This window comes from Idiomarina sp. D18 (genome assembly GCF_057748155.1).
The window spans coordinates 997,151-1,010,200 of sequence record NZ_CM173240.1 but is presented as its reverse complement, the minus strand read 5'-3'; the positions used below and the strand labels follow the sequence as shown (position 1 = coordinate 1,010,200).

The window sequence follows — 13,050 nt, the reverse complement described above, 5'->3', positions numbered from 1 at the left end:
TAATGACCAGCTAGCTAGTTTGTGACAGTTTGCTATGTGCAAACTCCATAACCGAATCGACAACTTCCTCTATGCTTTTATCACTTGAATCGATGTACAAAGCATCTTCGGCCGGTTTAAGCGGTGCGACAGCACGATTTGTGTCGCGATCGTCGCGCTCTTTAATTTCGGTTATTAATTGGTCAATGTTAGCATCAAAACCTTTTTCCTTCAATTGCAGGAAGCGACGTTGTGCACGCTCCTCAGCAGAGGCGGTCAAGAATACTTTGGCTTCAGCATCAGTAAATACCACTGTGCCCATGTCTCGTCCGTCGGCAATCAGGCCTGGAAGCTCTTTGAAACCACGTTGACGCCTTAACAACGCTTCTCTAACCCTTGGTAGCGCAGCGATCTTAGATGCCATGTTACCCACGCTTTCAGTGCGAATTGTCAGGGTTACATCCTCACCTTCTAAGATGATATGCGTTAGGCTTTTGTCTTCCTCGGCTTCGAATTTCACATCTAGGTGTGAAGCTAACGTGACAAGTTTTTCTTCTTCTTCGGGCTTAAAGTCGTGATGAATCGCGGCTAATGCCAAAACACGATAGATTGCGCCACTATCAAGAAGATGCCAGCCTAATTTCTCGGCCAACAAACGGCTCACTGTGCCTTTGCCTGAGCCACTTGGCCCATCGATTGTAATTACGGGTACGCGAGTCGCCATAAATTCCTCTATTTGCCCTGCTCTTTGCAGATTTAAGCGCGCAATTATACTGATTTGTGAAAATTTTGCATCTTTTGTCACGCGCCGTTTACATCAAAGTTTGATGTAAGACTATATTTTAATCGTGACAAAGCCGTGAAAACTCATCAAAAAATTGCGGATAAGTCTTTGAGCAGCATTGAGGATCGTTGATGCTGACGCCTACCGGAGAAAACGCAATCAAAGCACTACACATCGCCATGCGGTGATCATCATAGGTATCTAGCAAAGCATGTTGCCAATGCGCTGGAGCCATCACTGATAAATAATCTTCGCCCTCTTCCACCTGTGCACCGACTTTACGTAGTTCAGTCGCCATCGCTGCCAATCGGTCGGTTTCTTTTACGCGCCAACTGGCGACGTTACGAATCACCGTCGTTCCTTGAGCAAATAATGCCATAGGAGCGAGCGTCATTGCGGCATCAGGCAGATCATTGCAATCCACATCGATGGCTTTCAATTCAGTGCTCCGGGATACACGAATTGCGTTATCCAACATCTCGACGTTTGCACCCATTTGCTGCGCTAGTTCAGCAAAATGTACGTCGCCCTGAATTGAATTTTTACCCACGCCATAAATCGTGATTGGACCACCACTAATTGCTGCCGCGCCGATCCAGTAGCTCGCTCCGCTTGCATCACCTTCAACAAAGTAACTGCCTGGCGAACGATAGCTCTGGCGACCGGGAATTTTGTAATGACGGTCACTGTGTTTATCAATTTGAATGCCAAAATCACGCAGCATCGATAAGGTGAGTTCGATATAAGGAACCGAGATAACCTCGTTCACTAATAACAATTCGCTGTCGTCAGCAAGCAAAGGTAAAGCCATCAACAACGCCGAGATGTATTGACTCGACGCGCTACCATCAATAGTCACCTCTCCGCCCTTAAAACCACTCTCGATAGTCAACGGTAAGAAACCGGGTTCTGCATGACACTGAATGTTTGCGCCGGCCGCGGTTAAGCTGTCAATTAGCGCCGCGATTGGGCGCTCGCGCATGCGCGCATTGCCATCAAGCCGCATCACTTGCGTGTTGCTCAATGAGGCGGCAAGCACAGCGACAAGAGGACGGACGGCAGTGCCTGCATTGCCAAGATAGAGTTCGTTATGAGCGGGTTGCCAACGGCCACCACAGCCTTCGACTTGGTATTCGGAGGGATCCAAATCACTGCGTTTAACAGATACGCCGAGTGTCGTTAAGGCATCGATCATGCGCGCCGTATCATCACTTTCAAGCACATTCTTTAAGGTCACAGGTTGGCCACACAATGCCGCCATCAGCAGTGCACGGTTTGAGATGCTCTTCGAACCCGGCAGTGTAACCGTGCCGCTACACGCTGAACGCGGTGCAAGGTGTAGCGGATCAGGTAAATTCAACAACGTAATACCTTTATTTAACAATGCGCACCATTGCTTCGATGAACGCTTGGTTCTCTTCTGGCAGACCGATACTTACACGCAGATGATGAGGTAATTCGTAGCCTGCGACTGGACGTACAATCACGCCTTCATGCAATAACTTTTGATAAATATCATCAGCATCCGCTCCCACTTCAATAGTAAGGAAGTTGCCGTACGAAGGAATATAATTGAAGTTGTGTTGCTCGCAAAAGCGAATCAACTGCTGCATCCCCTGTGCATTAACGCGCACCGCTTCAGCGAGATAATCATCATCGTCTAATGCCACTTCCGCCGCTTTCAATGACAGCGCATTAACATTAAATGGTTGGCGAATACGGTTCATTAAGTCGGCAATCGCCGCAGAACTCACCGAAAAGCCAGCACGTAACCCTGCAAGGCCATAGGCTTTTGAAAAGGTGCGTGTCACAACCAAATTATCGAATTCAGCTAACCACTCAATTGAAGGCGCGCGCTCGTCATTCGGAATATATTCGTAATAGGCTTCATCAAGCACAACCAAAACGTTATCAGGTACTTGTTTGACAAAGTCATACAACGCATTTGTCGTCAAAAAGGTGCCCGTCGGATTATTTGGATTAGCGACGAATATCATCTTCGTTTTCGGTGTTATCGCCGCGAGCATCGCATCGAGATCATGCCCATAATCTTTGGCGGGAACCGCGACCGGTGTTGCCCCAATCGCTTTCGTCACCAGTGGATAAACAACAAACGCATGCTGAGAGAAAATGACTTCGTGCTGGTCACTGACAAAGGTACGCGCTAATAGCTCGAGTACGTCATTTGAGCCATTGCCTAAGGTCACTTGATTTGTCGCTACCGAGAACTTGTCAGCAATTTTGCTTTTAAGATAAAAGCCATTAGCGTCCGGGTAACGAATCAAATCATCGATTTCACCCTGAAGGGCTTGCTTGACACGAACACTAATACCCAACGGATTTTCATTTGAAGCCAACTTAACGACTTTATCTAAGCCTAGTTCACGCTGCAGTTCATCCATTGGTTTGCCCGCTTGATAGGGTTGTAACTCCCTAACGCCGCGGTTTGCCATCTGGGTTGCATCAAACTTTGCCATGCTCATTCCTTCTTTTGTTCTTTTATTTTGATAAGCAGATTTAGCCGTTTGTACGCTCAAATTCGCGCATAAAGTCAATCAACGCCTCAACGCCCGCATAAGGCATGGCATTGTACAGGCTCGCACGCATGCCACCGACAAACCGGTGACCTTTGAGACCGACTAGGCCTGCCTGATGAGCTTGCTCTAGAAAGTGCTTGTCGAGCTCATCGTCAGCTAATTGAAAGGGTACATTCATAATAGACCGATAGTCAGGGTGAACTTCATTTCGATAGAAGTCAGACGCGTCAACATAGTCATACAAAGCCTTGGCTTTACGCTGGTTGAGCTCACCAATACCCGCAAGACCGCCTTGCCTTTTCAGCCACTTAAACACGAGCCCAGAGAGGTACCAAGCAAAGGTGTTGGGCGTGTTGTACATCGAGTTATCTTTGGCCTGTAACTGATAGTCCATAATCGAACTCACCTCAGGTTGTGGTTGACCTAAAAGTGACTTTTTAACAATCGCGATAGCAAAACCTGAAGGACCAATGTTTTTTTGAGCGCCTGCGTAAATAACCCCAAACCGGCTAACATCGAGGGGTGCAGAGAGGATATTTGAAGACATATCGGCAACGATAGGTGCCTGCACATCAGGAATATCGTGAATCGCGATACCATCCACTGTCTCATTCGGGCAATAGTGGAAGTAACGCGCATTGTTACTTAATTGCCATTCACTGGCGGGTTGGATACGTTTGCCCTGCTCTGTTTGTTGAGCTGCGCCCACAACATTAACTTGGCTCACATACTTCTCAGCCTCTCGAATGGCATATCCTGACCAAGTGCCGCAATCAAGATAATCGACAGTGTCTGTCTTTGCTGCAATGTTTTGTGGTACGGCAGAGAACTGACCGCGACCACCGCCTTGCAAAAACAGTACATGATAATCATCCGGTACGCTCAACAACTCTCGCAAGTCTTGCTCAGCTTCTTGCGCCATTTTTACGTAAGCAGGATCGCGGTGTGAAAACTCCATCACCGAGACACCTGTACCGTTCCATTGTAAGAACTCTTCCTGTGCTTGCAGCATGACCTCGGCCGGTAACATCGCCGGCCCGGCCGAAAAGTTAAAGATCTTACTCATCGTTTGCCTCAGATTTATCAGACGACTGTTGTTCAGATGTCACTTCACTTGCTTCACCTTCAACAACCACATCTTCGAGATCGTCCTCGTCGACTTCATCAATGCGCTGTAAGCCAACAACTTGTTCATCGTCACCGGTACGGATCAAACGCACGCCTTGCGTGTTACGACCGACCATCGAGACTTCATTGACGCGCGTACGAACCAACGTACCTTTGTTGCTGATCAGCATGATCTCATTGCCATCTACAACTTCCATCGCGCCGACTACAGCACCATTACGTTCGCTGACTTTTATCGACACAACACCTTTAGTAGCACGGCTCTTAGTCGGATATTCCTCGACCAAGGTGCGTTTACCAAAGCCGTTCTCTGTGACCGTCAGAATCGCCGCTTGTTGCTCATCTTCGTACGTGCCCGGAACGATAAGGCTAACGACTTTCTGTCCTTCCTCGAGACGGATACCACGCACACCGGTAGCCGTACGACCCATTGAACGTACTTGGTCTTCTCTAAAGCGAACAACTTTACCGCCGTCTGAGAACAGCATAATCTCTTGCTCGCCATCGGTGATATCAACACCTATTAATTCGTCGCCTTCATTCAGGTTGAGCGCAATAATACCGCCGTTACGTGGGCGTGAATATTCAGGTAATGGTGTTTTCTTAACCGTGCCGTGCTTAGTCGCCATGATGACGAACTTATCTTCTGGATAATCACGGGTTGGTAGAATCGCCGTAATACGCTCATCCGATTCAAGCGGTAATAGGTTGACAATAGGCTTACCGCGCGAAGCGCGACTCGCCAACGGCAACTGGTAGACCTTCATCCAATAAATACGACCCCGGGTCGAGAAACATAAGATGGTGTCGTGAGTATTGGCAACCCACAGGCGTTCAACGAAGTCGTCGTCTTTCATCTTCGTGGCTGCTTTACCTTTACCACCACGGCGTTGCGCTTCGTACTCAGTTAATGGCTGATACTTCACATAGCCTTCGTGAGACAGCGTTACCACAACGTCTTCTTCGTTGATCAAGTCTTCCATGCTGATATCGTGCGCAGCCGCGGTGATTTCGGTTTTACGTGCATCACCGAAGTTGTCACGAATTTCAACCAACTCTTCGCGAATCACTTCCATCAAACGTTCAGTTGAGCGCAAGATATGCAGGAGTTCTTCGATCTGTTTCAACAGACCTTTATATTCGTCAAGGATCTTCTCGTGCTCTAAGCCGGTCAGCTTATGCAAGCGAAGATCCAAAATAGCCTGTGCTTGCTCTTCGGTCAGGTAGTAGCTACCGTCACGAATACCATACTCTTCTGGTAGGTGTTCAGGACGCGCTGCATCCACACCCGCGGATTCTAGCATGGCCGCGACATTGCCTAACTGCCAGCCACGCGCGACCAACCCCTGCTTAGCTTCTGCTGGGGTTGGCGAGCGACGAATAAGCTCAATCACTTCATCGATATTCGCGAGTGAAATCGCCAAGCCTTCTAAAATGTGAGCGCGTTCACGCGCTTTGCGTAATTCATATACCGAGCGACGTGTCACCACTTCACGGCGATGACGAACAAACGCATCCAATACCTGATAAAGGTTGAACAGCTTAGGTTGACCTTTATCAAGCGCAACCATGTTAATACCGAACACGACTTGCATTTGCGTATTGGCGTACAGGTGGTTGAGTACCACTTCGCCCACATCACCACGACGAATCTCAATAACGATACGCATACCGTCTTTATCCGACTCATCGCGCAAGCCACTGATACCCTCAAGGCGCTTTTCTTTCACCAACTCAGCGATTTTCTCGATCAAACGCGCTTTGTTCACCTGATATGGAATTTCACTGACGATAATGCTTTCACGACCTGACTTTTCGTCAACTTCGACCTCGGCTTTAGCACGCAAATGAATGCGGCCGCGACCTGTTTTGTAGGCCTCGACAATACCGGACCGACCCGAGATTGACGCCGCCGTTGGGAAGTCAGGTCCTGGAATAAACTCCATCAGCTCTTCAATGCTGATTTCTGGATTATCAATCAGCGCTAAGGTGCCATTGATAACTTCGGTTAAGTTATGTGGAGGAATGTTGGTCGCCATGCCCACCGCTATGCCCGATGAACCATTGACCATTAAATTAGGCACTTTAGTTGGCAAAACGTCTGGAATACGCTCGGTACCATCGTAGTTATCAACAAAATCGACGGTTTCTTTGTCGAGATCGGCTAACAACTGATGGGCAATTTTTTCCATCCGAATTTCGGTATAACGCATGGCTGCGGCTGAATCACCGTCAACTGAACCGAAGTTACCTTGACCATCAACCAAGGTGTAGCGCAGCGAGAACGGTTGTGCCATACGCACGATGGTATCATAAACCGCACTGTCGCCATGTGGGTGATATTTACCGATAACGTCACCCACCACACGGGCAGACTTTTTATAGGGTTTGTTGAAGTCGTTCCGCAATTCATTCATCGCGAAAAGTACGCGACGATGCACGGGTTTCAAACCATCCCGAACATCTGGAAGCGCTCGACCCACAATCACGCTCATCGCGTAATCAAGATAAGAACTTTTTAATTCATCCTCGATATTGATGGGTGAGACTTCTCTAGCCAGATCGCTCATATATGTATCCCTAAACTCAAGCTATACTTAATCGTTGTTATAATTAATCAGGTATTGTACCCGTCACGGGGTGAACACGCACCCTCTTTTTCAAAAACGTCCGCTGATGTAAACTCTATAGAAGTTACGCCAATTTGGAACCTCTAACACATGTCAGAACGAGCCTCTTTAAGTGCCCTTAGCAATAACGTTGACGAAAAAGAAATCGAAAAATTTTCCGCCCTTGCTTCGCGATGGTGGGACACCGAAGGCGAATTCAAACCGCTGCATCAAATTAATCCATTGCGATTAACCTTTATTGAACAGCAAGTAGGCGGGTTATTCAACAAGCATGTTGTTGATGTGGGTTGCGGTGGTGGTTTATTAACCGAAGGTATGGCAAGTCGTGGTGCTCGAGTAACCGGTATCGATCTCGCTCACGACTCGTTAGAGGTCGCTCGGTTACATGCATTGGAATCGCAACTCAGTATCGACTATCAACAAGTCAGCGCTGAAAACTTTGCTGCAGAAAATTCCGCACAGTTTGATGTCGTCACGTGTCTGGAAATGCTCGAACACGTTCCTGACCCTGCCGCCATTGTAAGCGCGGTATGTGAGATGGTGAAGCCGGGCGGTTACGCTGTTTTCTCTACATTAAATCGCAACGTGAAGTCTTGGCTGCTGGGTATTGTGGCAGCTGAACATGTTTTACGTTGGGTGCCCAAAGGGACTCACCAGCATCAACGATTTATCAAGCCTTCTGAATTGCTGCGTATGACAGATGCCCATGGATTGCAAGCAATGAAGATGAATGGCATCGTATATAAGCCATTGCAAGGCTTTATGCTAGACGAACATGATGTCGACGTGAATTACATCGTTGCACTTCATAAACCAGACCGTTAACTCATTAGGGAACTCGCGTGAACAAACATCCGGTAGCTGCAGTTTTGTTTGACCTCGATGGCACATTATTAGATTCAGCACCGGATTTGGGCTTTGCGCTTAATCAAGTCTGTCGCGAAAATGGACTTCCGGAGATACCCGCAGAGGTATTTACGCCTGTTGCTTCGCACGGTTCTCGTGGGTTATTAGGTTTAACGCAATTGGATGAGGATGCGCTACTTGCGCTAAAACCAAGGTTTCTCGATATCTATCGCAGCAACTTAGCGCTTCACAGTAAGTTATTTGACGGTATCGAGATGTTACTGAGTTCGCTTCGCCGCAATCAGATTAAAATAGGTATCGTCACCAATAAACCAGAGTTTCTTACGCACCCTCTGATTGCGCAGTTTGAAGCATTACAAAGTATCTCGGTAGTCGTCTGTGGTGATACATTGGAAGAAGCCAAACCGTCTCCCAAACCACTTTACTACGCAGCAGAACAACTTGCTGTCGATCCCAAGGACTGTGTGTATATAGGCGATGCAGAACGCGATATCGTGGCCGGGCGTAATGCAGGTATGGTGACGGTACTTGCAGAGTATGGCTATATCTCGAGTACTGACCAACCACAACAATGGTTAGCGGACTACACCATCGCTCACCCCAATGCCTTGATGGAGCTACTCGCTTTACCAAAGTAGATGTTCTAAATCGTTCATTTTTTAATAGTTTTTATGACACCTTTTTTGCATAGAACGCTTGTTTCTAAATGCATGATTTTTTCAACTAAAAAATTATAAAATTTACACTTTCACGCAAGCCTATGCACCATAAGCGCTTGCAAAATTTCAAGCGGCTTTAAACGAATATTTACTACTAAATAGACTTGATCGATGTGCGGGTTGTATCTAGTATGCCTGTAACACATCGACTACTAGATATTGTGTTCATTTGGTGTACAGACCGAAAATCACACAATATCTTGTGGCCACAAATCTATAACAAACAGCTAAGAGTCGGCGCTAAAATGAACGAGCAACTTTTCGTTACCAAACGCAGTGGTCAACGCGAACCGCTGAATTTAGATAAGATTCATCGTGTCATCATGTGGGCTGCAGAAGGTCTTAATAATGTTTCTGCTTCTCAAGTCGAAATTAAGTCACATATTCAGTTCTATGATGGGATCAAAACCGAAGATATTCATGAAACCATTATCAAAGCAGCGGCTGACCTAATTTCAGAGGAAGCGCCTGACTATCAGTATATGGCTGCGCGTCTGGCCATTTTTCACTTACGAAAGCGTGCGTACGGCAAGTTTGAGCCCCCTCGCCTCTACGACCATGTCAAGAAAATGGTTGATGAGAAGCGTTACGACGCACATTTGCTAGAAGATTTTAGTGAGCAAGAATTCGACCAGATGGACGAGATCATTGATCACTGGCGTGACATGAACTTTTCTTACGCTGCAGTTAAGCAGCTAGAGAATAAGTACTTGGTGCAGAACCGAGTCACCGGTGATATCTACGAAAGTGCTCAGTTTCTTTATATTTTAGTGGCGGCTTGTTTATTCGCTAATTACCCTAAGTCCACTCGCATGGACTACATCAAGCGCTTTTATGACGCGACATCAACGTTCAAAATATCGTTGCCAACGCCTATCATGTCTGGCGTGCGCACGCCGACCCGCCAGTTCAGTTCATGTGTATTGATTGAGACGGGCGATAGCCTTGACTCAATTAACGCGACAGCCAGTGCTATTGTTAAATACGTATCACAACGCGCGGGTATTGGTATCAATGCCGGACGTATTCGCGCACTCGGTAGCCCTATTCGCAATGGTGAAGCGTTCCATACGGGTTGTATCCCATTCTATAAGTATTTCCAAACAGCAGTGAAAAGCTGTTCTCAAGGCGGTGTACGTGGTGGCGCGGCAACGCTGTTTTATCCGCTGTGGCACCTTGAGATTGAAAACCTGTTGGTACTTAAAAACAACCGTGGTGTGGAAGAAAACCGTGTTCGCCATCTCGACTACGGTGTGCAGTTCAATCGCTTGATGTATCAACGCCTCGTCAAAGATGACTTCATCACACTGTTTAGTCCATCGGATGTGCCTGGCTTGTATGACGCATTCTTTGAAGATCAAGAAGAGTTCGAGCGTCTCTACGTCCAATACGAAAACGATGAAAATATTCGTAAGAAGCGTATTAAAGCCATCGAGCTGTTTAGCTTGTTTATGCAAGAGCGTGCGAGCACCGGCCGAATTTATGTGCAAAACGTCGATCACTGTAATACTCACAGTCCGTTCGATTCAAAAGTTGCGCCTGTTCGTCAGAGCAACCTGTGCTTAGAGATTGCGCTACCGACCAAGCCACTCAGTCACGTCAATGACGAAGAAGGTGAAATTGCGCTATGTACTTTATCAGCGTTTAACTTAGGTAAAATCGAATCGCTCAGCGATTTCGAAGAGCTCGCGGATCTTGCCGTACGTGCTCTCGACAGTTTGCTTGATTATCAAGAATATCCCGTACCTGCGGCTTATAACGCCACCATGAACCGTAGAACGCTCGGTATAGGGGTCATTAACTTTGCGTACTATTTAGCTAAACACGGCGTGAAGTATTCCGATGGTTCAGCCAACGGTCTTGTGCACCGTACCTTTGAAGCGATTCAGTTCTATTTGATGAAAGCGTCAATGGAACTCGCTAAAGAGAAAGGCAAATGTCCTAAATTCAATGAAACCACCTACTCTCAAGGTATTTTACCGACAGATACCTACAAGAAAGATTTAGATGCGTTTTGTTCAGAGCCACTCCACCTCGACTGGGAGCAGCTCCGTAAGGACATTCAAGAACACGGCATGCGTAACTCAACGTTGTCCGCCTTGATGCCTTCAGAAACGTCGTCGCAAATCTCTAACGCGACCAATGGTATCGAACCACCGCGTGGGTTTGTCAGTGTCAAAGCCTCTAAAGACGGTGTGACAAAGCAAGTGGTGCCCGATTACGAAAACCTGAAAAACAATTACGAGCTATTGTGGCAGATCCCGGATAACAAGGGATATTTGCAACTGGTCGGCATTATGCAGAAGTTTGTCGATCAAACTATCTCGGCCAACACCAATTACGACCCGGGTAAGTTCAATGGTGCTAAGGTACCGATGAAACAATTACTTCAGGATCTATTAACAGCGTATAAGATGGGTGTGAAAACACTTTACTATCACAATACGCGCGACGGTGCAGCCGATAACCAATCCGACATTTCCGCCGAACAAAAGCGTCAACGTAAGCAAAGTGATCGCCCTGCCGAGGTGGTGATTGAAGAAGACGACGATTGCGCAGGCGGTGCGTGCAAGATTTAATAAGGAGCGATTTGCGTGTCTTATTCAACGTTTAACCAAGAACAAACTAATCCGTTGGCCGAACCCATGTTTTTTGGGAACTCGGTCAACGTTGCACGTTACGACCAACAAAAGCACAGTATTTTTGAAAAGCTTATCGAAAAACAGATAAGCTTCTTCTGGCGTCCAGAGGAAGTCGACGTGAGTCGTGATCGTGTTGACTTTAACAAGTTAACCGCCAGTGAAAAGCATGTGTTTATTTCAAATTTGAAATATCAAACACTGCTCGACTCGATCCAAGGTCGAAGCCCTAACATTGCGCTACTGCCTATCGTTTCGCTGCCTGAGCTCGAAACTTGGATTGAAACATGGTCTTTCTTTGAGACCATTCACTCGCGTTCGTACACGCATATTCTGCGTAACTTGTTTAGCGATCCAAGTGAAATTTTCGAAGATATCGTCATTAATGACCAAATCAAATTGCGCGCTAACGACATCTCTCGTTACTACGACGATTTGATTTTCTACACGCAGCTGTGGCAAACCCATGGCGAGGGCAAGATCACCGTCGATGGTGAAGAGCATAACGTGACTCGCCGCGAACTGAAGAAAAAACTCTTCTTGTGCATCAACTCAGTTAACGCGTTAGAAGCGATTCGTTTTTATGTCAGTTTTGCCTGTACCTTCGCATTTGCAGAGCGCGAACTCATGGAAGGCAACGCAAAAATCATTCGTCTTATTGCGCGCGATGAGAACGTACATCTAACCTCGACACAGCACATGATCAACCTGTGGCAAGACGGTGAGGACGATCCTGAAATGGCTGAGATCGCCGAAGAACTCGCCGACGAAGCCTATGAGATCTTCATGACAGCCGTTAAGCAAGAAAAACAATGGGCCCATTACCTGTTTAGAGATGGCTCCATGATTGGTCTTAACGAAAGTATGTTGTGTCAGTACGTCGAATATATTGCCAACTTGCGTATGCAGGCGATCGGCTATGATGCGCCTTTCCCGGAGCAGCGCTCAAACCCATTGCCGTGGATGAATAAATACTTGGTATCCGATAACGTACAGGTTGCACCACAAGAGGCTGAAATCAGTTCTTACTTGGTCGGTCAGATCGACAGCAGTGTGGATGCCTCGGACTTAGGCGACTTTGACCTTTAGCGCGCCTGATGACAGCAAAACTGTTTAAAGTCAAAGTCAACGGTCAGCATGAGCTGACCGTTGACGCTTCAGAAGGCACTTTACTCGATGCGCTCGAAAAGCATCAGTTAGAGGTACATTATCACTGTAAAAGTGGTTTTTGCGGTGCCTGTCGTTCTAAACTCAAAAGTGGCTCAGTTCGCTATTTGACGGATCCCCTCGCCTACGTACGTAAAGGAGACTTCTTACCCTGCTGTTGTGTCCCTGAATCCGACCTTGATATCGAACATTAATCTCACCATTCGAAAAAAACGATAACCGCCATCGTTCGGATACATTGTAGAGCACCGGTTAAATATGGATAATAGAGTCAAATTCAAGGATTCGAGGATTATTCATGTTTACAGTTATTTTTGGTCGCCCAGGTTGTCCCTTTTGTGTTCGCGCTAAAGAAGTCGCTGAACAGTTAAAAGCAGACCGTGATGACTTCGATTATCGTTACGTTGATATTCATGAAGAAGGCATCACCAAAGCTGATTTAGAAAAAACAGTCGGGAAACCAGTGCACACAGTGCCACAGATTTTCGTTGATGAAACACATGTTGGTGGCTTCACCGAATTTGAAGCCTATGCTAAAGAGCACCTAGGTTTATACGCCGCTTAATTTTTTTGATTAGGTGAGTAAAAAATAAAGGCACC

The 13,050-nt window shown here is 46.8% G+C and carries 11 protein-coding genes; 6 read left to right on the top strand and 5 right to left on the bottom strand.

The window, feature by feature from the left end:
- Window positions 1-10: 10 nt before the first annotated feature.
- From cmk to gyrA, 5 genes are all read right to left on the bottom strand, one after another.
- A complete protein-coding gene (gene cmk / locus AC3AP5_RS04770; protein ID WP_487327110.1) occupies window positions 11-703 on the bottom strand; it encodes a (d)CMP kinase in 693 nt (230 codons plus the stop codon).
- Window positions 704-821: 118 nt separating this feature from the next.
- Window positions 822-2,123: a 3-phosphoshikimate 1-carboxyvinyltransferase gene (aroA, locus tag AC3AP5_RS04765; RefSeq protein ID WP_487327296.1), complete on the bottom strand. Its 1,302-nt coding sequence runs from the start codon at window positions 2,121-2,123 to the stop codon at window positions 822-824.
- Window positions 2,124-2,136: 13 nt separating this feature from the next.
- The gene (gene hisC, locus AC3AP5_RS04760; RefSeq protein ID WP_487327109.1) at window positions 2,137-3,240 is read right to left on the bottom strand and encodes a histidinol-phosphate transaminase; all 1,104 of its coding nucleotides are present in this window, start codon (window positions 3,238-3,240) and stop codon (window positions 2,137-2,139) included.
- 40 nt (window positions 3,241-3,280) lie between these two features.
- Window positions 3,281-4,366: a 3-phosphoserine/phosphohydroxythreonine transaminase gene (gene serC / locus AC3AP5_RS04755; protein ID WP_272978476.1), complete on the bottom strand. Its 1,086-nt coding sequence runs from the start codon at window positions 4,364-4,366 to the stop codon at window positions 3,281-3,283.
- Window positions 4,359-6,998, bottom strand: a complete 2,640-nt coding sequence (gene gyrA, locus AC3AP5_RS04750; protein WP_272978477.1) for a DNA gyrase subunit A — start codon at window positions 6,996-6,998, stop codon at window positions 4,359-4,361. Before gyrA ends, serC begins: the two co-directional genes overlap by 8 nt.
- 150 nt (window positions 6,999-7,148) lie before the next feature.
- On the opposite strand from gyrA, the gene ubiG reads away from it, so the two are divergent.
- The 6 genes from ubiG (at window position 7,149) to AC3AP5_RS04720 (ending at window position 13,015) form a co-directional block, all read left to right on the top strand.
- Entirely contained in the window at window positions 7,149-7,883 is a 735-nt protein-coding gene (ubiG, locus tag AC3AP5_RS04745; protein ID WP_487327108.1) for a bifunctional 2-polyprenyl-6-hydroxyphenol methylase/3-demethylubiquinol 3-O-methyltransferase UbiG, read from the top strand.
- 17 nt (window positions 7,884-7,900) lie between these two features.
- Complete coding sequence (locus AC3AP5_RS04740; protein WP_006955344.1) at window positions 7,901-8,563, top strand: HAD family hydrolase; 663 nt, start codon at window positions 7,901-7,903, stop codon at window positions 8,561-8,563.
- Window positions 8,564-8,889: 326 nt separating this feature from the next.
- Entirely contained in the window at window positions 8,890-11,223 is a 2,334-nt protein-coding gene (nrdA, locus tag AC3AP5_RS04735; protein WP_006955346.1) for a class 1a ribonucleoside-diphosphate reductase subunit alpha, read from the top strand.
- Between the two features lie 15 nt (window positions 11,224-11,238).
- Window positions 11,239-12,372 carry a class Ia ribonucleoside-diphosphate reductase subunit beta gene (nrdB, locus tag AC3AP5_RS04730; protein ID WP_006955348.1) on the top strand — a complete coding sequence of 378 codons (1,134 nt, stop codon included), beginning with the start codon at window positions 11,239-11,241 and terminating at the stop codon, window positions 12,370-12,372.
- An 8-nt stretch (window positions 12,373-12,380) separates the two neighbouring features.
- On the top strand, window positions 12,381-12,644 hold the full coding sequence (yfaE, locus tag AC3AP5_RS04725; RefSeq protein ID WP_006955351.1) for a class I ribonucleotide reductase maintenance protein YfaE: 264 nt from the start codon (window positions 12,381-12,383) through the stop codon (window positions 12,642-12,644).
- Window positions 12,645-12,748: 104 nt separating this feature from the next.
- Window positions 12,749-13,015, top strand: coding sequence for a GrxA family glutaredoxin (locus AC3AP5_RS04720; RefSeq protein ID WP_006955353.1), 267 nt, complete (start codon window positions 12,749-12,751; stop codon window positions 13,013-13,015).
- The last annotated feature ends 35 nt before the right edge of the window (window positions 13,016-13,050 follow it).

Coding starts and splice junctions, on each gene's coding strand:
- cmk (WP_487327110.1), bottom strand. CDS start 703: ATGGCGACTCGCGTACCCGTAATTACAATCGATGGGCCAAGTGGCTCA.
- hisC (WP_487327109.1), bottom strand. CDS start 3,240: ATGGCAAAGTTTGATGCAACCCAGATGGCAAACCGCGGCGTTAGGGAG.
- serC (WP_272978476.1), bottom strand. CDS start 4,366: ATGAGTAAGATCTTTAACTTTTCGGCCGGGCCGGCGATGTTACCGGCC.
- gyrA (WP_272978477.1), bottom strand. CDS start 6,998: ATGAGCGATCTGGCTAGAGAAGTCTCACCCATCAATATCGAGGATGAA.
- ubiG (WP_487327108.1), top strand. CDS start 7,149: ATGTCAGAACGAGCCTCTTTAAGTGCCCTTAGCAATAACGTTGACGAA.
- nrdA (WP_006955346.1), top strand. CDS start 8,890: ATGAACGAGCAACTTTTCGTTACCAAACGCAGTGGTCAACGCGAACCG.
- yfaE (WP_006955351.1), top strand. CDS start 12,381: ATGACAGCAAAACTGTTTAAAGTCAAAGTCAACGGTCAGCATGAGCTG.
- AC3AP5_RS04720 (WP_006955353.1), top strand. CDS start 12,749: ATGTTTACAGTTATTTTTGGTCGCCCAGGTTGTCCCTTTTGTGTTCGC.